Genomic DNA, 19259 nt, shown 5'->3' with positions numbered 1-19259 from the left:
TGGGCCGACAGCCTTCGCGCGGCAGCCCGCACGGCAGCCCGCACGGCAGGCCGAGCGCCAACTCCGCTACCCGGAGCCAGGGTTCGTCCCATACGGCCCGCCCAAGGGCGTCTTCCAAGCACACGGCGTCGACGCCCCGCTCGACGACATCGCCCGCGGGCCGGCGTCGGCAACGCCACGATGTATCGGCACTTCCCGACACGCCGTGAACTGATCATCGCCGTCTACTCCGGGGAAGTGACCGAGCTCTGCGCGCCGAGCCGGTCCCTGCCGGCCGAGGATCTCCCCGGCGACGCCCTCTTCGTGGTCCGCAGCTGGGCGAGGTGGTTCCGCGCCGGGTGCCGAAGCCGGGCGGGCGATGCGTCCCGCCGGCCGTCGCGATCGTCCCGGCGACCTTGGGCGGCCTCTTCTTGACGGCGCTCGGCATCCACTGGCTGGACCGGGTCACTACCGTCGGCAGGGCCGCCTGGCCGTACGGCGAGGGCTGGGATGTCCTCGCGATGACGATGAGCGGGCTGATGAACCTGTGGGGACCACTGCTTCTGATCCTCACGTATGCGTACTGCCGGCGCCGCCGGACCTGATCCGATCCCGTTGCTGACCACCCACGGGACCTTGAGGCCACGAACGGGCCATGGCAGGCTCATGCCGCATGATCGATGAATTCGCCAAGGACAATCTGCACGGGAGACTGCGGCGGGACCGCGAGGCGCTGCTCTGGAAACTCGACGGCCTGTCCGAATACGACGCCCGCCGACCTCTGACGGCGACCGGGACCAACCTCCTCGGCCTGGTCAAACACGTGGCGACCGTCGAGGCCAGGTACTTCGGCGAGGTCTTCGACCGCCCTTCCCCGGAACCGCTGTGCCGGTGGCAGGACTCCGACGGAAGCGATCAGTGGGCGGCGGAGGACGAGACCCGCGATCAGATCGTCGGGTTCTACCGGCGTACGTGGGAACACTCGGACGCGACGATCAACGAGCTTGCCCTCGACGCCCCCGGACACGTGCCGTGGTGGCCGGAGCCTTATCTCAACACGAACCTGTTCGCCGTCATGACCCATGTCCTCAGCGAGTCCGTCCGGCATGCCGGGCACGCCGACATCCTGCGCGAGGGCCTCGACGGCCGGACCGGGTTGCGCGCCGAGCACGAGAGGCAGATCGACGAGGAAGCCCGTGCGGCCCATCGCGCGAAGATCGAGCAGGCCGCCAGGTCGGCCGCCGGTTCGGCCGCACCGATCGGGGTGGAGAGCTCCTGACGAAATCCCGCGCCAGAGGGCAGCGAAGGTCTGGGGGCGCGGGCTCCGCGTCGGGGCCATGCCCGAGGACACCTGGTGCCATCACGTACTCCCCGATGCCGCCCGGGACGGACCCGTGATCGGTATCAACTGGAGCGGGCCACGCCTGGTCGGCTGGAGCTTCACCCCCAGCGAAGTCCTCAACCGGCTGACGGCCCCGTCTTCCGCGCCCCGTCACTCGATCACGGACTGACGTCAGGACATGAGCACGGCGGGGTTTCCCTCGCTCCAGATGTTGGTGATCCTGCGGTGGGTGAAACGCCAGCCGTCCGGGGTGCGACGCAGCCGGTCGTCGTAGCGGCCCCCGCCGAGGAACTTCTCGCCGTCGGGCACGCCATGGCGGACATGCTGGGCCTGGTAGTAGCAGGTGTGCTCGGCCTCGTCACCGTGCACTGCGGCGACATGGTTGCCGTTCAGGTGCTGGGTGGCGTCGATTCGCTCCAGGCCGGTCCTGATCCTGGCAACGATCGCCTCGGGCCCGCAGAGCCGTTCTCCCGAACCGCTGTACTCCCAGCAGGCGTCGTCCGTGAACAGCGCGCCCAGCGCCTCCCAGTCCCGGGTGTCCAGTGCCGTCGCGTACGCCACGACGGCATCCGCGATCGCAGCGCGGTCTGTGAGTTCCTGGAGCATCGAGCCGCCTTCCGGGTTGGTGCACGATTTGATACCGAGTACATGATTGGTAACGGTCGGGCCCGGCGGAAGAAGGCACTTTCATGTCCCAGAGTCACATCGATGTGTCAGTCCTGGCCAGCGAGGCGTGCCCGGTCTCGGAGGTCCTCGATCACGTCTCCGGGAAGTGGAGCATCGGCATTCTGGTGGCCGCTGCGCAGGGCCCGGTTCGGTTCACGGAGCTGGAACGTTCGATCAGAGGGATCAGCAGGCGCATGCTCACGCTCAATCTGCGCAAGCTGGAGCGTGACGGCTTGCTCGTACGCACCGTCCATCCGGTCGTCCCGCCCAAGGTCGAGTACGCGCTGACGGACATGGCCCAGGAGCTCCACCAATCGCTGCTGGAGCTCACCGACTGGGCCAAGCGCCACGGCGGCGCGGTCGCCGCAGCCCAGGCCGCCTACGACCGCGAACACAACGGCTGACGGCCGCTACCCGGAACAGGCCGGGCGGGTGGTCCAGCCTCAGCGGCAGCCCTTGCTCAACCTATCGACTTTCGATAGATTCCCATCGTAAGTCGATGGAAGGGTGGGTCATGGGCAAGCTGACAGTGGGTGCCTTGCGCGTCGTGCTCGTGGTGGTGCTGGCCGGCACCGTGTTCGTACAGGCCGGGATGGTGTGGGTGCTGGTCAGTGGCAATGACCCGGAGGACGGTTCGCTGCCGCTGACCCCGCTGCGGGTGTGCACGATCCTGGGCATGGTGGCGGTCCAGGTCGCCCTGGTCTGCGTCTGGCGGCTGGTGACGATGGTGCGCCGCGGGACCGTGTTCTCCCGCACGGCCTTCCGGTACGTGGACGTCATGATCGGCGCGATCGTGGCGGCTGCCCTCGTGTGGTTCACGGTCACGGCCGTCAACGCGCCGGGCCAGCGGGAGGATCCGGGTGTCACCGTCATCATGGGCGGGGTCGGTGTGGCCATCCTGGGGGTCGCGCTCATCGTGCACGTGCTGCGCACGCTGCTCGCCCAGGCCCTCGCGCGCGATGTCGAAGCGTCGCAGATGCAGGCCGAGTTGGACGAGGTGATCTGATGCCGATCACGGTCGACATCGACGTGATGCTGGCGCGGCGAAAGATGTCCGTGGGCGAGCTCGCGGACCGCGTGGGAATCACGCCCGCCAACCTGGCGGTACTCAAGAACGGCCGCGCCAAGGCGGTGCGCTTCGCGACGCTCGCCGCGCTCTGCGAGGTGCTCGAATGCCAGCCGGGCGACCTGCTGCGCTGGGAGGCCGCCGAGGACACCGCGGGCGGATGACGCGCCCCGGAGCGGGCGTGACGGCGTCGCCGTGTATCCGTGCCCGGTTGTATCCGTACCCGGGACCAGCAGGTCAGGGTGACCAAGAGCGCGAGGGGAAATCCGTTCAAGCGTTCGGGGAGCAGCCGCGGTGGCTGATCCCCGAACGGAGGCAACGGCCCTTGCCTGAAGCGGGTGAGAGCGGCGCCAGGTTCCTCTGCCTGAGGCGCGGAGGCGGATGACGTCTACATGATCGGCTCCAGGGCGAATTTGACGTTGTCACCGCCGGCCACCGGTGTGTGGCAGCCGCCGTTCGTGATCAGTACGCCGTTGACGTAGATGTTCCACTGGTGAGTGCTGTCCGCCTCGTCGACATCGATGGCGGTCACGATGAAGTCCTTGAGACCCTCGTCGTAGTTGCTCTGCACGTTGAACTCGAACTTGTCGGAGGCGTCGACCAGGGCGGTGATCGGCGTCGAGCTGTTGGAGCCTGCGTCGCAGAGGGTGCCGTCGAAGACCGGACGGGGCCCGGTGGTGATGGGGATGGTGCCCGCGAAGTCCCTCCCGGCGACTTCGAGGGTGACCTGCGTGCTCTCGGCTGCGGCCGGCGAAGCAGCCCCGAAGGTGAGAGAGAAGGCGAGTGCGGCCGCCCCGAGGGCGGACTTGCGGAGCAGGAACCGTGACGTCATGCGAAGACTCCCGACGAAGACGAACGTGATCAACGGGCCAACGAACGCGCATCGCACAGGTTGCGGCGGACGCGCCGCCGGGTCAGAGACCGCACTGCGGCGAACACCCAGGTGAGCGGCCTCGTTCGAGGACCGTTTCGACATCAGCTCTGCCGCGGTGCCGACAGCCAGGGATGAGGCCGGCCGGCAATCCGGTACCCGGCTGTCAGTGGTGACCGTCACCATGGAGCCATGACCCACGCGGACCTCAACCCCGGCACGGTCTGGCGCCTCCACCATGGTGACCAGGAGATCGCCCGGCTGAGCGTGACCGGAGCAGACATGCCATGGACGCACGCAGACATCGAAGAGCTACCGGGCTTCGCGGAGTTCCGCCCCGTCTTCATGGAGCAGGAACAGGCCGCCGACGCCGAGGACTGGGAACGGCTGGAGAACTGCTTCGAACGGATCCGCAGTGCGCTGACCATGACATTCCCCGACGGCACTCCGGTCGCCGAGTTCTGGCTACGCGTCCACGGCGACGGCACCGCCGGCTGGCGCTGGTACGGCGAACCGTTCGACCAGGTGAGTCCATGACTCTGATCAAGGGCCGGGCGGTGGAAGGCTTCTGGGTCGACACCTCGTACCACCTGGACGTGAAGGACTTCTGACCCGGCCGTACGTGCCCGGCACCGCGACGGGCGACTCGGTGCCGGGCACGTACGCTGTCGCAGCGGATGGTCGGCCTTGCCGGCCTTGGTGTCGCGGATCAGCTGCTGGAGCGGCTCACGGCTGTCGGTGAGACAGCGGTCCTCGGAGCCGGCGACAGCGATGCAGCTGGTGCCGTCCGTATCCGTTGCCGGCCTGAAGCAGTTGTCCCTCAGCTTCACCCTCCCCGGCGACATTCGCGGCGCACGCATCGCCCGTACGGCAACCGCCGCCGCACTGGACGCGCACGGCCTTGCCGCGATGTGGCTCCTGGCCGCGGTCGTCGACGGCTGGGGCGGGGAACGGGGCGGGTGCGATGCGGCGGCCCGCAGCATGGCACCAGGTCCTGGGCCGCTCTCCCGCGGTGAGGTGGGACCGGGCGGGCACGGGGCGCTGCCCCTGGTTTTCCCGACGGGGCCTTTCCTCCCGCATCGTCGGGCCTCAGCCTTGGTGACGAGGGCCGTCCGGCGACGGCCGGGAATATGGGTGACGTGATGTACGCGAGGCTGCCGCAGGCGCAGAGCCCGCTCCCCGAACGGGCAGCAGGGACGAGCAGGCGGCCCTCGGAACCGGTTCGCCGGCTGGCCTCCCTGCAACGCGGCATCGGCAATGCGGCGGTCACCCGCGCGCTGGCCGGCACCCCCGTGCAGCGCTACACCGAGCCGGACGCAGAGCGGGACATCGCAGACACCGCGTCGTACGACCGGATCTCGCAGAACGGCATGATCGCGGTCTCCGGCCGCCAGGAGGCCTACGCGGACGCCGCGTTGATCGCATCGGCGAGTGGGGCACTGGCCGCGTCGGAACGGGTCCGCATCCGCCTCGAAGCGGGCCGCTCGGTGGTGATCGCGGGCCGGGTGCTGCACCGGGTGCTGCCCGTCTTCGCCTCGACAGCGGCGGCCGAAGCCGCACAGGCGAACAGCGCACACGAGCCCATCGCGGGCGAGAGCGCGGAGGTCAGGGGGACGAAGCTCGATTCCTACCGGCGGAGCGTGGTTCAGCCGCCCGCCGCTCTCGGGCTGCTCCTCCAGGACGTCGCCAGGCTGGCGGGCAAGGGCCGTCCCGGCGACGGGAGCGTCAACGGCGTGCACCAACGGCTGCTCGCACTCGCGATGGAGAACCAGGGCGCGACGTGGGCCGCCGCGAACGTCCCGTTGAACCCGTTGCTCGACCCGGTCGAGTACCTGAAGACGGCGGGGCGGCTCATCGGCGTGATCGTGATGGAGTACGCGGGCTCCCGGGAGCCGGAGAGCGTGATGCGGGAGCTCCTCATCACGATGCCCAACGACTGCCAGGCCGCCGCGCAGAGGCTGCTCGGCACCAGGATGGGCGAGCTTCAGCAAGCACGGGCCGAACCCGGCGTCGGCCAGAACCACTACGTGAACCTGAGTGACGCGCCCGGTCGGTGGAACAACCATTTCGGCGCAGTGATCATGAGGGACGGCGACGACACCCTCACCTTCGAGGCGGCGGCGGACAGCACCAGCCGTATCGGCGAAGGAAAGTCCCTCGGCTACTTCGCGCTGTACGGGAAGCACGGTACCTCGCAGTCCTTCGACGAGGACCTCCGCCGGCAGAACGCCGCGACCTGAGCCTCGCGCCCCCATCACAGGATCGGCTCGACCTCGACGACCAAGGCCTCGGCGAGGAAGAGGAAGTCCGGGCGGAGGTACGGCCGGTCGGGGTGTGCAGGACGACCGGGGGCGCCCCAGGCACCCGGGTGATCGGCTGCCAGTCTCCTTGCCGTAGCCAACGGGTCGACCGACACCGTGTCCAGCCGGCTTCGATGGCCCGGGCGGAGGAGGGGGCTTCCTCCCCCAGGGCGAGGGCGGCCAACTGCTGTGTGCTCTGCTGCGTTCATGGAGCCACGCTCCCCAGTCGGCGCGGAGGTGGCGGGCCTGTGGACGAGTCCGTCGGCAACCAGGTGGAGTGCCCCGCGCGTCAGTCCTTGCGTGGGCGACGCGGTGACCACAACCGGCTTCCGGATACCAGTACTTGGCGCATTGACTGCGATTGCGGGGCTCGTAACGGCCGAGCGGTAGCCTGTCGAACGCAAGTTTGATGGGGCCTCTTGTGCGAACTGCCGGAACGGCAGCGATGAACCGATGAGTTGGGGGACTTCTCGTGTCTGGCGTCAGTGGCATCGCGTTCTCAGGTGGAGCGGGCGGAATCGGCGCAGCCATAGCCGCCGGCCCGGGGCGGCAGCCGCTTCCGGCGGCCCTTCGGGTGGTGCTGCTGCTGACCCGGGCGCTCTTCGTGCTCGCTGTCGTCGGCGGCATCGGCGTCCTGACCGTGGCGTCCTCGGTCAACGCGGTCGACGGCCAGTTGTTCGGGCTGCTGTTGTACGCGGCTCTGCCGAGCGTCATCGGGTTCGTGCTGTCGCTGTACGTGCGGACCGGCGGCACCGGGGTCCGGCGCGGTCTCCTGGCCGTACACGTCTGGTTCGTGCTCGGCGCGCTCGCGACGCTCGGCGGGGACGGCGGCGGGCGCGGGATCACCCAGCTGGTGATCCCGGTCGCTGTCATCGTGGCGCTGTTCCGGGCAAGCTCACGCGACTGGTTCGAACTCCCCCTGGACCAGAGGCTGTCGCCCCGCCCCTTCAGCGTCTCGCGGATGATCAAGTGGCGCCGGGACGGCGGGCAGACGGCCATGGAGTATCTGGGCCTCGTCCTGGTGGTGGTGGCCCTCATCGGCGGTCTGGTGGCGACCGGTATCGGTGCCGGGATCACCGGGGGAATCCAGAGTGCGATCTGCTCGCTGACCGGCAGCGCCTGCCCCGCACCCGGCACCGAGGTGGTGGCCGGTGACGACGGGGGCGCCGACGGGGCTGCCGACGGCGGAACGGGCGGTTCGACCGGCGGTGCCGATTCGGCCGGGGGCACGGATTCGAATGGCGCGGTGACCTCGGGCGGCAGCGATGCCGCAGGGGGATCGGGCGGTACGGAGACCGGGGGCACCGGGGGCGCCGGCGGCACGGACAGCTCAGGCGGCACGGACAGCTCAGGCGGCACGGACAGCTCTGGCGGTTCGGACGGTTCTGACGGCACGGGCGGGACCGGCGGCACGGGCGGGACCGGCGGCAGCGGCGGTACAAGCAGCTCCGGCGGCGCCAGCACCACCGGCGGTACCGGCACCGTCTCTCAGGACGACGAGGTCGACGACGGCGGCGACGACTTCGACCCCACCGCCGGCCCGGACGCCGACTACGGCGACTACGACGGCACCGAGGGCGAGAAGAAGGACGAGGGCTGCACATCCGGAGTCGGGGCGTTCTTCTCCTGCGTCGGGCATCAGACCGGTGGCTTCTTCAAGGGCCTCGGCGCGGACGGCTTCTGGGGAGATGTCACCGGAACCGTGGACACGGTCTTCCACCCGATCAAGGCGTGGAACGGCATCAAGGACTACGGCAAGAGCCTCGGGGATCAGTGGACCAAGGACTCCGAAGGCGCCGGTGACAAGTGGTCCAAGGGCGACTACCTCGGTGCTGCCTGGGACTGGACCAAGGCGTCCGGGTCCACGGGGCTCAAGGTCGCGGACGACATGTTCATCGGCGACGAAGTCCGCGACATGTGGAAGGAGGGCAACGAGGGCCAGGCGATCGGCACCGGCCTCTGGAACATCGGCTCTCTCTTCATCCCCGGCTACGGCGAAGCCAAGCTGATCGGCAAGTTCGGGAAGCTGGGCAAGCTCGGGAAGCTCGGCAAGCTGGGGGAACTGGCCCAGAAGGCCTCGGAAGCCGCAGCGAAGGCCAAGAAGCTGGCCAAGGCCGGCGACGTGGAGGGTGCGGAGAAGGCCGCGAAGGAGGCGCGGGAACACGCCGACGAGGCCGGGGAGAAGGTCAGGAACAAGGGGTGCCCGGTCGGCCTGGCGCCCTTCGGGCCCAGGCAGCCGGTCGCGGGGGCGATGAGCGCGGCCTCCCTGCGGACGGATGCGGGTGCCGGCCTCGTACGGACCGGCCACGGCGTGGCGGCCGCGGCCACCGCCTCCCTCGTACGGTCTTCGCCCCGAGCCGTGCCCGCCGGATTCCGCGCCGAGGGCGGCGACTGCGAGGCGACACCCGAAGAGGTCGAAGCCGCCCAGAAGGCGGACAAGGACGCGGACGACGCGGAGAAGGCGGCCAAGCAGGCCAAGCGCGAGGCGGAGAGGAAGCGCCTGGCGAAGATGGCGAAGCCTTCCTGGTACGACAAGCTCACGAACCCGCGTGCAGGCACGAAGGACCTGGGCGACGGGAAGTGGAAGGCGAAGAACCCCGCCACCTACGCCTATCCGCAGGAGATGGGTGCCCGCTACCAGGAACAGATCTCCGGGGTGCGGCGTGGCAAGGAGTACGAGGTCCCGCTCAACGAGCTGGAGGGCAAACCGGTCGAGTTCGACGGCTGGGACTCCGCGAAGCAGACCTTCATCGAGACGAAGTGGGGCTATCGCGGCCCGCGGTTCTACAACGAGGCGACCGGCAACCTCACCACGCTGGCCGGCAACCGCTGGGCGGCCCAGGCGACTCGGCAGCTCGACGCGGCACGGGGCAAGCCGCTCGTCTGGCACTTCGCGGACCCCGATGTGGCGAGGGCCGCCCAGGACATGTTCGACGACAGAGGCCTCGACGTCACGGTGGTCCACACGCCGGAGGTGCCGTGAGGCGAAGGCCGCCCGCGCGGCGAGTCCGCCGCAGTCCGCGGCCCGCCTGGGACACGGTCGGCGACGGAGCGGGCTCGACACTACTGTGATGCACACTCCGAGGACGCCGTGAACGGAACGAGCCGGCCCGGCCGATGAGAGGAGAACGAGGTGCTGAGCGTTGTGGTCCATGCGCTGTGGGGTGTCCGGGCGGAGGATCCCGGGCAGCTCGCGGAGCGCTGGGTGGGGGTCCTGGACGGGTTGGCGGAGTTCGGATCCGGTGACTGCACGACCTGGCGTGGGGCGGAGTCGGAGGACGACCTGTCCGCGGCGCCGGTGGAACGGGTCGCGTCCGGCGTACGGGCGTACGTGGAACAGACCAACACCGAGCCCGACGCGCCCTACATCGGCTACACCTCCTCCCTCTGGTCCGGGCGCCTCGAAACGGTGAAGGTGACCGTGGGGATCAATGCGGGAGGGTCCGCGAACCGGGTGCCCGACTCCTGCGTCGTGGCACTCGAGTCGACGGCCGCGCCGGGTTCCGTCGAGCTGATCAACCGGTCGTCGGACGTGCTGCGCCTCCTCGCCGGATGCTGGGGGCCCGACTGGGGAGAGGCCTACAGCAGGGAGGAGTTCCGAGCCGTGAAGGCGGAGTTCGGGCTCCGTGCCACGGCTCCGCGGGGCGGCCGGTCCGTGTACCTGTCGCCCGGCCGTGCGGCCCTCGCTCCCGAGGGGCTGCCGGGGACGTACACGCGCACCGCGGCGGATGGTCTGCTCATCGACCTCACGCGGGGCGGTACGGCCGAGCCGACCGTCGAGGCGATCGTCGAGGCGAACCGGAAGCTGCGCGCCGCCGGAGCCCTCGAACCGCTGCCCGTCCCGTTCGACCGCGACACGTTCTGACCCAGGTGGTGGAGGGAGATGCGGCCGCTCCCGGGTCGCTCCCGCGGCGCTTCCGGGGCGTTTCCGGGGCGCGAAGGCGCGCACATCGGATCTCCACTCCGTGCCACCCGGGGGGCTTGGCGTGGCGCGGTGCTGCCCGGGCGTCCCGGAAGGCCGTTGATCCCGAGGCGAGACGGTAGGCAGGCCGGACCGGTGTTGCCTCGAACCTGGCGGAATATACCGGGAGATGTACCGCGACCAGCACGGCGCCGCCGACTCAGGCGGGCTCCCTGCGGCCCGGGGGGAATTCGTTGCCGTCGAGGTCGGAGACCGTCGCGAACCAGGACGTGGCCCAGACGGTGAGACAGTCGGTCTCGTGCACCGTCTCGAACGGGTGGCCGTCCCACGTTCCGTACGAGGTGACGTACGCGGCTTCCCCGGGCTTCAGCCAGTAGTCCTGCCCGAACGGCTCGAGCCACAGCTGCAGAAGCTCCTTGCCGTCGTTCTGCACCAGGAGCGGCACCGGGTTCCCCAGCCGCTGGATCGCCTCGAAGCCAAAGTCCCCGGCCTCGGGCATGTTCGTCTTCAGCGGACCGATGATCCGGTCGATGTCCGCCCGCTGAACCGAGTCCTGTTCGTCCACGTGAGCATGGTGACACCGCCGCGCGGCCGAGAACAGCCCGGCCAGGCATGAGGGCCGGCCCGCAGTTCCTGGCGGGCGCACGACGACAGCTACGGCACCTCTCCCTAGTAGCCTCAAGGGCACGGGGGGACCCCCTCCGTTGTCGAAACGCCCGAATATATCCAGTATGCGGGCGCCTCTCAGCCTTGCGACGCACCGCATCTGACGCCGCGCGCTGATCCACCAGGAATTGCGGGTCAGCCCCTATCCCTCCAGTTCCGGGATGGGCTGATCGGTGACGACCGCCGTAAGGATCATCGAGGCGTCGCCGTCGCACTGGCTGACGGAGATGCCGAGCCATCGCTGTCCGGCCGCCGCACCCGGGGCCGAAGGGTCGACCGGCCCCCACACCGCGAGGTCGCCGAGGAGGTCGTTGTCGCACAGGGTCCGGAACAGCGGCGGCATGGGTTCATTCGCGATCTTGCGGTTGATCGGCACCCGCATGCCGGCCCGCCGGTGCGGCCCCCATCGCCGTTCCAACTCGACGACCAGGCCGGCCAGATTGCCCTCGCCGGCCTCCGAGGCCGCGTCCCACTCGGAGCCGTGGAGGCCGGTGAAGCTGTCGCTCTCCCAGAGCGGTGCGATCAGGAGCCCTCGTCCCTTGATCAGGCTCCACTCCTCGGTGACCGGCAACCATTCATACGCCGTCGGCCCTGCCTCGGGCAGGGGGCGGGCCAGCAGCTCATCGATCTCGGAGGCGGCCCGAGCGACCTCGAACGCTTCGCCGCCCCGGGACGTCATGCTCACGGTGTGGCTCTTTCCGTCAGGCGGGGGAGGGGCTGGAAGAACTGGAAAGCGCCTTGTCCTCCGGTGCGTCCAGCATGCCAACGCCGCTCACACTGCCGAAGTCGGGGTGAGGTGTGTGCGCATAGGGTGTCGACATGTCGCTGAGCCGCATAGTCCTCTCGTCCGGCCGTTTGATCGAGCTCACCGAGCTGCGGATGTCTTCGACCTACGGGGGGATGCTGGAGGGTTACCCGTGCAGGCCCGTCAATGCCATGAAGATCAGCGGCCTCCAGCGGCAGGCGGAGCGCGCGTTCCCCTCCACGCCGGTCCATCTGGTTCCGCCTTCCTATGAGTACCCGGACCGGACCGCCCGCGCCTTCGGCCCTGTTGAAGTACTGCCTTCCGTGGCCTGTATGGGCGCCTTCCGCTCTACGCCGGTCGCTCCTGAGCTCGAACAGGTCCTGCACCGATCCGCCCTGACTGTGGTCTGGTTCCAGACGGTCCCGGACGTCCCGTCGGGCGAGGACGCCGACCCTGCGCTGCGCGGCATTCTCTGGGAAGAGCTGGCCCGGGACCACGAGCTCTAGAAAGGGGCGCCGCTCACTGCCACTCGGCGATGTCCGCAGCACCGCGAGCCGTTCCCGGGACGGGACGCCGACATTGTCACGGCAGCGCTACCACCTGGCACGGCGCGACGATTCCGGCCTGGCGCTGGATAGCTTGAGCCCGCAATCGCCGGAGATCTGAAGGGATTCTCATGAGGTTCAAGCGTCTCGGCCGGATGGGTGCCACGGGCGGACTGGTGGCAGCCGCCCTCGCCACCTCGATCGTCGTCACCCCGTCGTCGGCCTCAGCGGCCGACGACGGCTGGCTGTGTTACGGCAAGGAGGTCAAGCGGTGCGCGATGGTCTACTGGGACAACTCGAACAGGACCTTCCGGGCCAAGGCGAAGATCACTGATGTCGCCGGCGGCGGGAACTACTCCGTCAAGGTCACCAACGTGAAGCTGGAGCGCTATCCGGCCGGCAAGCGGGTGACCATGCACACCACGAAGGACTACGACGGATGGCACAGCACCGAGGACTCGGCCGCCACCAGCAGCGTCAGCGCCTGTAAGTACCCGCACGACAGCTGGCGCGTACTGGCGACGTTCAGCTGGCGGAAGGGCACAGCCTCGGAGGACAAGGCCTGGCGCCCCGACATGTCATGGGTTGGCTGCTGACCCGATCGAGGCGCTGATCGTCCCGTACCGACGCGGTGTCCGCCCCGTACCGACCGGTGCGGGGCGGACACCGCGTCGTCCTGGTCCGCTGTTCACGCGTGGGGCGAACGCACAGCCGCGCGAAACTGCTTGCCGGCGATGTCAGTGCCCGGTGATAGGAAGACGGGATGCCTCAAATACCCGCCTTCGAAGAACTGGTGGTCCTGGTCGAGGACCGCTCCGCTGCTCTGCGCGGCTGCGTTGCGGGCCCCCCTGATCTGGATGCCCGCGTTCCCAGCTGCCCCGACTGGTCGCTCCGCGACCTCGTCGAGCACCTCACCGAGGTACAACGCTTCTGGGCGGCGGCCGTATCGGCAGGCCCGAGCGAGAAGCCCCCGGCACCGGCGCCGGCGCCGGTCGATGAGACGTCGCCGACCGGCCTGCTGGAGCGATCGGCCGCAGCCACCCGAGAACTGGTCGCCGCCCTTCGCGCCGCCGGCCCAGGAAGGGGCTGCTGGGCCTGGTGGGGAGACTCCGACGTGCCGATGACCAGCGGTGCCGTGGCCCGTCACCAGGTCCAGGAGGCCGCTGTCCACGCCTTCGACGCCCAGCTGGCCACCGGAACTCCCCAGTCGGTCCCTGCGGTTGTGGCACTCGACGGCATTGCCGAGTTCATCGGGATCAGCCATGGCACGGCCGGCCCCTGGCCGCACGAGCCGGCCCGGATCGGTCTGCACGCCGCCGAAGGCGAGTCGTGGGTACTCGACCTGACGGCATCCGGATCACATGTCCTCGACGGCCGGCCCGAGTCGGCCACCGGCCTGCACGGTCCGGCAAGCGACCTGCTGCTCACGCTCCATGGCCGTCTCTCCCCGGACCGCCTGCGGATCCAGGGTGACCGCGCCGTGCTGGAGAACCTCCTGAGCTGGCCCGACCTGGGCTGATCTCCCGGCCCGGGGCGTCGCCGGGGCGTCGAATGAGGTGATGCGGGAACCTGGTGTCGCACATCCGAGGTGAGCCACCCATCACCACCCGCCACCACGCATCAGCGGAGGACTACGGCCATTGACCGGACATCTTCTGACCCGGGCCGCGCGTGCACGGCCCACCCCGTGGTGCGACACGACGTACTTCCGAAGCAGGGAGACCCGGGGCGGCCACGTCTCGGCACCGCCCCGGGCGTACTTCACAGCGGAGGGGTCAGGCCCAGGCCGTCCCCAGGTTCATTTTCTCGACGCCGGTGATGTTCTGTACGTCGCTGTCGTAGTCGAACTCCTTGTAGGCGGCGCCCCCGAAGTGCGGGCAGGCCATCACGGAGTTGTCGAGTTCGGTTCCCGAGGTGGTCCGGAAGGTGACCCACCAGGTCACACAGCCGCCGTCCGGGGCTCCCCAGCCTCCGCCCGGAAGGAGATCTTCGAGCCAGCCCGTCACCCGTGCCTGGCCGTTCTCCACGCAGATCTTGATCTCGCCCCTGCCGTACGTGTGGGTCTGGCTGTCGGTGACGCACTCGGGCGCCGCCTGGCCGGACCCCGAGGCGGTCGGCGTGGCCGATGCGGTCGGTACCGCGAGCAGGGCGGTCGCTCCCATTACTCCGGCAACGGTTGCGGTGCGTATGAATCCACTCATGTCCGTGTTCTCCCCTGTAGACAGATGATGGGTTTCGTGAAAGGTGTGACGGTGTTTCAGTCATCCGGCCAGGGATATTCCTGGCCGGATGGCGCGCAAAGCCCTCGACGGCCGGGTCCCGAAGGCCGGAACTCGAAGGTGGGCGCGGCGCGGACGCGGTTTCCGTCCGTGCTGATGGAGTTGTCTGCATTTCGACCGTGCGAAATCGATCGGGCGCACCTCATCTCCCCGTGCGGCGCACTGCCGTGGCGTCGGCCCGTGGCATCGAACCGAACTTCCGCCGCGATTACCGTACAAGGTCCATTCAGGCGCGCAGAAGATCGAAAAGAGCCCCCGACTGACCGAACGTGCACTTTTCAATGGGCGACCGGCATGCATGCGAGGGCCCGTGTGTCAGTGGCTTGGTGCATGATCGGGGCGTTCGGTGACCCACACCATCACGCAGTCGGGACAGGAGCCTCGTGGCCGGGATCGAGCAGGAGAAGCAGCCGGTCTCGGACGGTCTGTCGATCATGCACGCGCTTGAGCGGGTTCTCGGCCACAGGAACTCCGAGAAGACTCCGCAGTGGACAGAGCTCGGCTTTCCCGTGATCGACCGGGGCCCGTATGCGATCTTTCCGCTCGCGGTGGCCCGGGTGCACGAATGCGGAGGCGCGGATCGCCTGTCGGACATGAAGCACACCCTGCGGCGCAGTTGCGTCCATTTCTTCGGAGGCGACGATTTCCATGCGGAGATGGAGCTCGATGCCGAGGACGGGTACGGCCGGAAGCTCGCGGACGCCGGAGCCGTCGACTCCGAATCGCCCTGGAGGTGCTTGTGGTGTATCCAGCGCTTTGCCGTGGTGCTCGCGCACTCGGTCGATCAGCAACGCGTATGGGAAACCCTGGCTCTTCACATTGTCCCGAAGGACTGGGTTCGGTATCGCCCGATCAACTCGGGAACAAAGCGCGAAGCGTCACGCTACCGGCGGATCCTCAAGGAACGGGACGCCGCGGATGTGGTCTGGTCGTGGCCGCTTCCGGATCGGGATCCTCCGTCGTGAACCGGAACCCACGCATGCGATGTTCAGGAACGAAACCCAGCCCGATAAACTACCGAGGATGCCCATGAGGCCCATGAGGCCACTGACCTTCGGCGACGACAAGGGCAACGAGCAGGAATGGCTCCCGGGTGGTCCTCGGGCCCGCCCTCGACGCAGAGGCCACGCTCAATGTCCCGCATCCTGACGGCGGCACCCTGGTGGCCGCCACCGGCGTCTTCCATTTCTCCGGCCCCTGCGCCATGGCGGACGGGCCGGTGACCCGCCTGCGGGGGACCGGGCTGGGTATCGAGGCCACGGGGTCGGCCGACTGCTGGAGGGATTCGCCATGACGGACTTCGATCCCGCCGCGGTCGCGGAGGCGGCGGAGTGGTGGAGCGCCGAGGATGTCGCGAGAGGGTTCGCCGCGACTGCCGGGTCCGGCCAGGAGCAGTCCGTGACCGCGCCCCTCGGCCAGGAGACGGCGGACCGTTTCTGCAAGATCTGGGCCGACTCGGGTACAACGACCGCTGGGATGTGCACCACGTGTGCATGAGGGCCACACGCGGGGCGGGACTGCGCAGCCGTCCGTCGAGTCGATCGTGGAGATGAACCGGGAACTGCGCGCCGCCGGAGTGCTCGAATAGCTGCCCGCACCCTTTGACCGCGACACGTTCTGACGGCTCGGAGGGCCCTCGCGTCGGGCGCGGGGAACGCCACCCGTGCCTTCCCGAACAGGCCCGACCGCAGGGCGATTTAGGTCTGTGGGCCCAATACGCCCGGGGCGCCCGTCGTTACCGTCGACGTATGTCACGGGTGGGGAAGTCGCAGCGTCGGTTCCGACGGTGGGCGCGGGGTGTCGTGCCGCGTACGGGTGTGCGGTTGCCGGTGGTGCGGCGGCGGGGTGACCGGGGTCAGGGTGCGTTGGAGTATCTGGGTCTGACGCTGGTGGTTGTGGCGATCGTCGGTGCTCTGGTGGGTACGGGGATCGGTGCTGATCTGACGGCGAAGATCGGTGTGCAGGTCTGCCGGATCGGTGGCGGCGGTAACTGTGGTGGTGACAGCGGGAGCGAGGCGCGGGGCGGGGACCGGAATGCTCCGGGGCAGGGGGATCCGGCGTCGGACCGGAATCCTGATGGTTCGCCGAAGTCGCCGGAGCAGATCGCGTACGACAAGGCGCTGAAGGATCTCCAGGACGCGCAGAAGGACGAGAAGTCCAACAGTGACAAGGCGATCGACGCGGCGAAGGAACTCGCGAAGATCCTTGCCGATGAGCTCGGGATCACCGATGCGCTGGACTGCATCACGAAGGGTGACATGGGTGCCTGCACCGAGACCCTGATCAATGTGCTGTTGAGTCTGGTGGGTGGTGCGGTCGGGAAGCTGGCCGCGAAGTACGGGGCGCCCTGGAAGTGGAAGAAGGCCTACAAGCTCATCCAGAGCCTGAAGAAGCACGGCGGGGATCTCTACGACGGGCTCAAGGGGCTCATCAAGAGCCGTGGGAAGGTCAAGGACGCCCAGAAGGCCCTCGACGACGCGGCGAAGAAACTCGACGACGCCAAAAAGCCGCCCAAGAAGGACGAACCCAAACCCGACGAGAAGAAGCCTGACGAGCCGAAGACCTGCCCCGCCCGGCACAGCTTCCTCGCCGGTACGCCGGTGCTCCTCGCCGACGGGCGGCGTGTGCCCATCGAGCGCGTCGAGGTCGGCGACAAGGTCTTCGCCACCGATCCGGGCAGCGGACGCACCCGGGTGCGCAAGGTCGAGCAGGCGATCACCACCTACGACGACAAGCACTTCACCCGGCTGACGTTCCGGACGCCGACCGGCCCGGGCGTGGTGACGGCAACGGACACCCACCCGTTCTGGGTCGTCGACCAGCGTCGCTGGACGAACGCCGGCGACCTGGCGCCGGGGGCGCGGCTGCGGACTCTGGACGGCCGGACCGCCGTGGTCGCGGGGATCACCCGCTACGACCGGCGGCAGACCACCTACGACCTGACGGTCGCGGGCATCCACACCTACTACGTGGCCGTCGACTCGACCGGCCTCCTGGTCCACAACAACGACCCGGCGATCATCCCGAGGGTCGACAACGCCCGGCTGCAGCAGACGGTCGATGCCCTGTACCACGGGGTCGGCAATGCGAAGCTGGTCGGTGACGGAAGCGCGATGGCCGCGGCGAGCGCCGAGTTCAACGGAGCCGACGGGGTCGAGGGCAGGAACCACCTGAAGAGCACCGCCCAGCTCAAGGCGGCCCTCAACAACTTCCTCACCAAGGACGTCATCCGCCTCAAGGGCGGTAAGAAGGAGACCGTGGTCAGGAGCGAGAAGGACATCAAGACCGCGAAGGCGCTCATCCAGGCGATCGACGACGCCCAGATGGGCAAGTACAAGGGGTACAAGAACTACCCCGGGCTCGAGGAATGCTGATGACCCCAGACATGACCCCGGACGCGACCGGGAACGCGACCCCGGATATGACCCCGGACGCGACCGGGAACGCGACCCCGGACATGCCCCCGCACGCGTCCCCGGACGTGCAGCTGGTGAAGGACCTCGTGGCCGGGATCCCCGCCTTCGAGGACCTCTACGAAACGCATGTGTTCAACCAGGACGGGGTGCTGCCCCACGTCTTCTTCTGGGACGTCACCCAGGAGACGGTGCAGTCCTACCTCGGCCTCGACGCGGACGCGCCGGACTGGCGGCGCACCCTGCGGTTCCTGGAGGAACAGAGCGCACGCGACGTACCCGAGATCGACGAGGTCGTGGTGACGTCCTTCCTGGAGTACCTGCCGTTCCCCGGGAAGCCGGGGCACGAGATCGTCGGCGAGCTGGGGCCCGTCATGGCGGCGAAGTTCGCGAAGGTACGCCCTGCCGGATGACGAAGACGGGCGGGCCGCCCTCCCGTCGGGGAGAGCGGCCCGTCTTCGTCATCCGTCCGGCTCGCCGGCCTGCCTACAGCAGGTTGTAGATCTGGAAGCCGTGGCCGATCTTGGCCGGGCTCCCGAACACGTTGCCGGCGTTGCCCGTGCCGGAGTACCGGAACAGGTCACCGTTCGGCTTGCGCGCGACCAGGTCCGCCACGCCGTCCGCGTTGAGGTCGCCGACCGACAGCAGACGGTCGTACGTGTTCCAGCCGGCGCCGATCCGTGTGCGGGTCGCGAACGGCACCTTGTAGTCGCCGGTGCCCTTGTACAGCCACAGGACGCCGGACGTGTCCCGGGCGACGATGTCGGGCTTGTTGTCGCCCGTCAGGTCGCCCTGGCCGGCGAGCTGGGTGTACTGGCCCCAGCCGCCGCCGATCCGCATGCGCGGGGTGAGGGTGCCGTCCGCGTAGCCGAGGTAGCTCCACAGCACGCCGGCCTTGTCCAGGCCGATGAGGTCGGCCTCCTGGGCTCCGCCGATGCTGCCGGGGGAGAGGACCGTGGGGTAGATGTTCCAGCCCTTGCCGACCTGGGCGTTGTGGTACTCGAGGTCGTCGTCGACCCAGCTGAAGGTCAGCTTCCCGTCCTTGTGGACGGTCCAAGTGTGGTCGCTCCATCCGTCCTTGTCGTTGTCGACGCTGATCGAGTCGGCGAACGCGTCGAAGCCGGACGTCACGAACTCCCGGGGCTGGAAGCCCCCCTGGTCGTCCGTCCAGTACATGTACAGGTCGCCGGTCTGCTTGGTCACGCCCTCCATGGCGAAGCTGGGCGTTTCCACCGTGCCGACCGCACTGGCGGCCGGAGCCGCCCCCTGGGCCTTTCCGGCCTGCTGCTCGGCACCGGCCGCTGCCTGTGCCCGCTCGGCCGCACCGACGGGGTCACCGGAGGCGAACGACGTACCAGCTGTGGCGGCCATGGCCACCGTGACGGCGACGGCGGCGAGAGCGCCGCGAACCGTACGGCGGCGTCGATTACTGATCATGGAGAAGCCCCCCTGGGATCTGCTCTGC

23 protein-coding genes and 1 pseudogene are annotated in these 19259 nt (G+C 68.9%); 17 read left to right on the top strand and 7 right to left on the bottom strand.

Going from position 1 to position 19259, the window contains the following annotated elements; genetic code table 11:
* The first annotated feature begins 338 nt into the window (after nucleotides 1–338).
* The 3 genes from OG959_RS12915 to OG959_RS12905 all read left to right on the top strand — a co-directional run bounded on the left by OG959_RS12915 (nucleotide 339) and on the right by OG959_RS12905 (nucleotide 1490).
* Complete coding sequence (locus tag OG959_RS12915; RefSeq protein WP_326658311.1) at nucleotides 339–584, top strand: hypothetical protein; 246 nt, start codon at nucleotides 339–341, stop codon at nucleotides 582–584.
* Nucleotides 585–652: 68 nt separating this feature from the next.
* Nucleotides 653–1258, top strand: coding sequence for a DinB family protein (locus tag OG959_RS12910; protein WP_326658310.1), 606 nt, complete (start codon nucleotides 653–655; stop codon nucleotides 1256–1258).
* Nucleotides 1259–1316: 58 nt separating this feature from the next.
* Nucleotides 1317–1490: a hypothetical protein gene (locus tag OG959_RS12905; RefSeq protein WP_326658309.1), complete on the top strand. Its 174-nt coding sequence runs from the start codon at nucleotides 1317–1319 to the stop codon at nucleotides 1488–1490.
* A gap of 2 nt (nucleotides 1491–1492) precedes the next feature.
* Here OG959_RS12905 and OG959_RS12900 read toward each other — a convergent pair whose 3' ends face one another.
* Entirely contained in the window at nucleotides 1493–1927 is a 435-nt protein-coding gene (locus OG959_RS12900) for a nuclear transport factor 2 family protein (RefSeq protein WP_326658308.1), read from the bottom strand.
* 83 nt (nucleotides 1928–2010) lie between these two features.
* On the opposite strand from OG959_RS12900, the gene OG959_RS12895 reads away from it, so the two are divergent.
* From OG959_RS12895 to OG959_RS12885, 3 genes are all read left to right on the top strand, one after another.
* Nucleotides 2011–2391, top strand: a complete 381-nt coding sequence (locus OG959_RS12895) for a winged helix-turn-helix transcriptional regulator (RefSeq protein WP_326658307.1) — start codon at nucleotides 2011–2013, stop codon at nucleotides 2389–2391.
* Nucleotides 2392–2501: 110 nt separating this feature from the next.
* Nucleotides 2502–2993, top strand: a complete 492-nt coding sequence (locus OG959_RS12890) for a DUF2975 domain-containing protein (RefSeq protein WP_326658306.1) — start codon at nucleotides 2502–2504, stop codon at nucleotides 2991–2993.
* A complete protein-coding gene (locus OG959_RS12885; RefSeq protein WP_326658305.1) occupies nucleotides 2993–3217 on the top strand; it encodes a helix-turn-helix domain-containing protein in 225 nt (74 codons plus the stop codon). Before OG959_RS12890 ends, OG959_RS12885 begins: the two co-directional genes overlap by 1 nt.
* Before the next feature lie 224 nt (nucleotides 3218–3441).
* On the opposite strand, the gene OG959_RS12880 is transcribed toward OG959_RS12885, so the two are convergent.
* Nucleotides 3442–3885, bottom strand: a complete 444-nt coding sequence (locus OG959_RS12880; RefSeq protein ID WP_326658304.1) for a hypothetical protein — start codon at nucleotides 3883–3885, stop codon at nucleotides 3442–3444.
* A 231-nt stretch (nucleotides 3886–4116) separates the two neighbouring features.
* Here OG959_RS12880 and OG959_RS12875 point away from each other — a divergent pair, with 231 nt between their 5' ends.
* Nucleotides 4117–4461 (top strand): hypothetical protein, encoded by a 345-nt coding sequence (locus OG959_RS12875; RefSeq protein ID WP_326666855.1) that lies wholly within the window; start codon nucleotides 4117–4119, stop codon nucleotides 4459–4461.
* 134 nt (nucleotides 4462–4595) lie between these two features.
* Here the strand turns inward: OG959_RS12875 and OG959_RS12870 are convergent.
* A pseudogene (locus OG959_RS12870) lies at nucleotides 4596–4784 on the bottom strand (hypothetical protein); the annotation flags it as partial.
* A 270-nt stretch (nucleotides 4785–5054) separates the two neighbouring features.
* Here OG959_RS12870 and OG959_RS12865 point away from each other — a divergent pair.
* The 3 genes from OG959_RS12865 (at nucleotide 5055) to OG959_RS12855 (ending at nucleotide 10089) form a co-directional block, all read left to right on the top strand.
* A complete protein-coding gene (locus tag OG959_RS12865) occupies nucleotides 5055–6164 on the top strand; it encodes a hypothetical protein (RefSeq protein WP_326658303.1) in 1110 nt (369 codons plus the stop codon).
* Between the two features lie 532 nt (nucleotides 6165–6696).
* Entirely contained in the window at nucleotides 6697–9207 is a 2511-nt protein-coding gene (locus OG959_RS12860) for a Tox-REase-5 domain-containing protein (protein WP_326658302.1), read from the top strand.
* 150 nt (nucleotides 9208–9357) lie between these two features.
* Nucleotides 9358–10089, top strand: coding sequence for an Imm52 family immunity protein (locus tag OG959_RS12855; protein ID WP_326658301.1), 732 nt, complete (start codon nucleotides 9358–9360; stop codon nucleotides 10087–10089).
* Between the two features lie 256 nt (nucleotides 10090–10345).
* On the opposite strand, the gene OG959_RS12850 is transcribed toward OG959_RS12855, so the two are convergent.
* Together OG959_RS12850 and OG959_RS12845 are read right to left on the bottom strand one after the other, a co-directional pair.
* On the bottom strand, nucleotides 10346–10711 hold the full coding sequence (locus OG959_RS12850) for a hypothetical protein (RefSeq protein ID WP_326658300.1): 366 nt from the start codon (nucleotides 10709–10711) through the stop codon (nucleotides 10346–10348).
* Nucleotides 10712–10954: 243 nt separating this feature from the next.
* Nucleotides 10955–11491 (bottom strand): hypothetical protein, encoded by a 537-nt coding sequence (locus OG959_RS12845; protein WP_326666356.1) that lies wholly within the window; start codon nucleotides 11489–11491, stop codon nucleotides 10955–10957.
* Nucleotides 11492–11631: 140 nt separating this feature from the next.
* Here OG959_RS12845 and OG959_RS12840 point away from each other — a divergent pair, with 140 nt between their 5' ends.
* The 3 genes from OG959_RS12840 (at nucleotide 11632) to OG959_RS12830 (ending at nucleotide 13621) form a co-directional block, all read left to right on the top strand.
* Nucleotides 11632–12063: a hypothetical protein gene (locus OG959_RS12840; RefSeq protein WP_326658299.1), complete on the top strand. Its 432-nt coding sequence runs from the start codon at nucleotides 11632–11634 to the stop codon at nucleotides 12061–12063.
* A 170-nt stretch (nucleotides 12064–12233) separates the two neighbouring features.
* Entirely contained in the window at nucleotides 12234–12698 is a 465-nt protein-coding gene (locus OG959_RS12835) for a hypothetical protein (RefSeq protein ID WP_326658298.1), read from the top strand.
* A 167-nt stretch (nucleotides 12699–12865) separates the two neighbouring features.
* The gene (locus OG959_RS12830) at nucleotides 12866–13621 is read left to right on the top strand and encodes a maleylpyruvate isomerase family mycothiol-dependent enzyme (protein WP_326658297.1); all 756 of its coding nucleotides are present in this window, start codon (nucleotides 12866–12868) and stop codon (nucleotides 13619–13621) included.
* Between the two features lie 256 nt (nucleotides 13622–13877).
* Here OG959_RS12830 and OG959_RS12825 read toward each other — a convergent pair whose 3' ends face one another.
* Complete coding sequence (locus tag OG959_RS12825) at nucleotides 13878–14303, bottom strand: hypothetical protein (RefSeq protein WP_326658296.1); 426 nt, start codon at nucleotides 14301–14303, stop codon at nucleotides 13878–13880.
* A 461-nt stretch (nucleotides 14304–14764) separates the two neighbouring features.
* On the opposite strand from OG959_RS12825, the gene OG959_RS12820 reads away from it, so the two are divergent.
* The 4 genes from OG959_RS12820 (at nucleotide 14765) to OG959_RS12805 (ending at nucleotide 18207) form a co-directional block, all read left to right on the top strand.
* Nucleotides 14765–15346, top strand: coding sequence for a hypothetical protein (locus tag OG959_RS12820; protein WP_326658294.1), 582 nt, complete (start codon nucleotides 14765–14767; stop codon nucleotides 15344–15346).
* A 325-nt stretch (nucleotides 15347–15671) separates the two neighbouring features.
* The gene (locus tag OG959_RS12815) at nucleotides 15672–15878 is read left to right on the top strand and encodes a hypothetical protein (protein WP_326658293.1); all 207 of its coding nucleotides are present in this window, start codon (nucleotides 15672–15674) and stop codon (nucleotides 15876–15878) included.
* 398 nt (nucleotides 15879–16276) lie between these two features.
* Complete coding sequence (locus tag OG959_RS12810) at nucleotides 16277–17755, top strand: Hint domain-containing protein (protein ID WP_326658292.1); 1479 nt, start codon at nucleotides 16277–16279, stop codon at nucleotides 17753–17755.
* Entirely contained in the window at nucleotides 17755–18207 is a 453-nt protein-coding gene (locus OG959_RS12805) for a hypothetical protein (RefSeq protein WP_326658290.1), read from the top strand. The genes OG959_RS12810 and OG959_RS12805 overlap by 1 nt, the downstream gene beginning before the upstream one ends.
* A gap of 73 nt (nucleotides 18208–18280) precedes the next feature.
* Here OG959_RS12805 and OG959_RS12800 read toward each other — a convergent pair whose 3' ends face one another.
* Nucleotides 18281–19231 (bottom strand): FG-GAP repeat domain-containing protein, encoded by a 951-nt coding sequence (locus tag OG959_RS12800; protein WP_326658289.1) that lies wholly within the window; start codon nucleotides 19229–19231, stop codon nucleotides 18281–18283.
* Nucleotides 19232–19259 lie beyond the last annotated feature (28 nt).

Source organism: Streptomyces sp. NBC_00385, assembly GCF_035917155.1.
Classification (GTDB): Bacteria; Actinomycetota; Actinomycetes; order Streptomycetales; family Streptomycetaceae; genus Streptomyces; species Streptomyces poriferorum.
This window is presented reverse-complemented; position numbering and strand designations above follow the sequence as displayed.

What these genes read in the sequence shown, in the direction of transcription:
- OG959_RS12890 (WP_326658306.1), top strand. Translation starts at nt 2,502, where the DNA reads ATGGGCAAGCTGACAGTGGGTGCCTTGCGCGTCGTGCTCGTGGTGGTG.
- OG959_RS12815 (WP_326658293.1), top strand. Translation starts at nt 15,672, where the DNA reads ATGACGGACTTCGATCCCGCCGCGGTCGCGGAGGCGGCGGAGTGGTGG.
- OG959_RS12910 (WP_326658310.1), top strand. Translation starts at nt 653, where the DNA reads ATGATCGATGAATTCGCCAAGGACAATCTGCACGGGAGACTGCGGCGG.
- OG959_RS12845 (WP_326666356.1), bottom strand. Translation starts at nt 11,491, where the DNA reads ATGACGTCCCGGGGCGGCGAAGCGTTCGAGGTCGCTCGGGCCGCCTCC.
- OG959_RS12800 (WP_326658289.1), bottom strand. Translation starts at nt 19,231, where the DNA reads ATGATCAGTAATCGACGCCGCCGTACGGTTCGCGGCGCTCTCGCCGCC.
- OG959_RS12895 (WP_326658307.1), top strand. Translation starts at nt 2,011, where the DNA reads ATGTCCCAGAGTCACATCGATGTGTCAGTCCTGGCCAGCGAGGCGTGC.
- OG959_RS12900 (WP_326658308.1), bottom strand. Translation starts at nt 1,927, where the DNA reads ATGCTCCAGGAACTCACAGACCGCGCTGCGATCGCGGATGCCGTCGTG.
- OG959_RS12905 (WP_326658309.1), top strand. Translation starts at nt 1,317, where the DNA reads ATGCCCGAGGACACCTGGTGCCATCACGTACTCCCCGATGCCGCCCGG.
- OG959_RS12830 (WP_326658297.1), top strand. Translation starts at nt 12,866, where the DNA reads ATGCCTCAAATACCCGCCTTCGAAGAACTGGTGGTCCTGGTCGAGGAC.
- OG959_RS12865 (WP_326658303.1), top strand. Translation starts at nt 5,055, where the DNA reads ATGGGTGACGTGATGTACGCGAGGCTGCCGCAGGCGCAGAGCCCGCTC.
- OG959_RS12825 (WP_326658296.1), bottom strand. Translation starts at nt 14,303, where the DNA reads ATGAGTGGATTCATACGCACCGCAACCGTTGCCGGAGTAATGGGAGCG.
- OG959_RS12835 (WP_326658298.1), top strand. Translation starts at nt 12,234, where the DNA reads ATGAGGTTCAAGCGTCTCGGCCGGATGGGTGCCACGGGCGGACTGGTG.
- OG959_RS12885 (WP_326658305.1), top strand. Translation starts at nt 2,993, where the DNA reads ATGCCGATCACGGTCGACATCGACGTGATGCTGGCGCGGCGAAAGATG.
- OG959_RS12875 (WP_326666855.1), top strand. Translation starts at nt 4,117, where the DNA reads ATGACCCACGCGGACCTCAACCCCGGCACGGTCTGGCGCCTCCACCAT.
- OG959_RS12805 (WP_326658290.1), top strand. Translation starts at nt 17,755, where the DNA reads ATGACCCCAGACATGACCCCGGACGCGACCGGGAACGCGACCCCGGAT.
- OG959_RS12880 (WP_326658304.1), bottom strand. Translation starts at nt 3,885, where the DNA reads ATGACGTCACGGTTCCTGCTCCGCAAGTCCGCCCTCGGGGCGGCCGCA.
- OG959_RS12840 (WP_326658299.1), top strand. Translation starts at nt 11,632, where the DNA reads ATGTCGCTGAGCCGCATAGTCCTCTCGTCCGGCCGTTTGATCGAGCTC.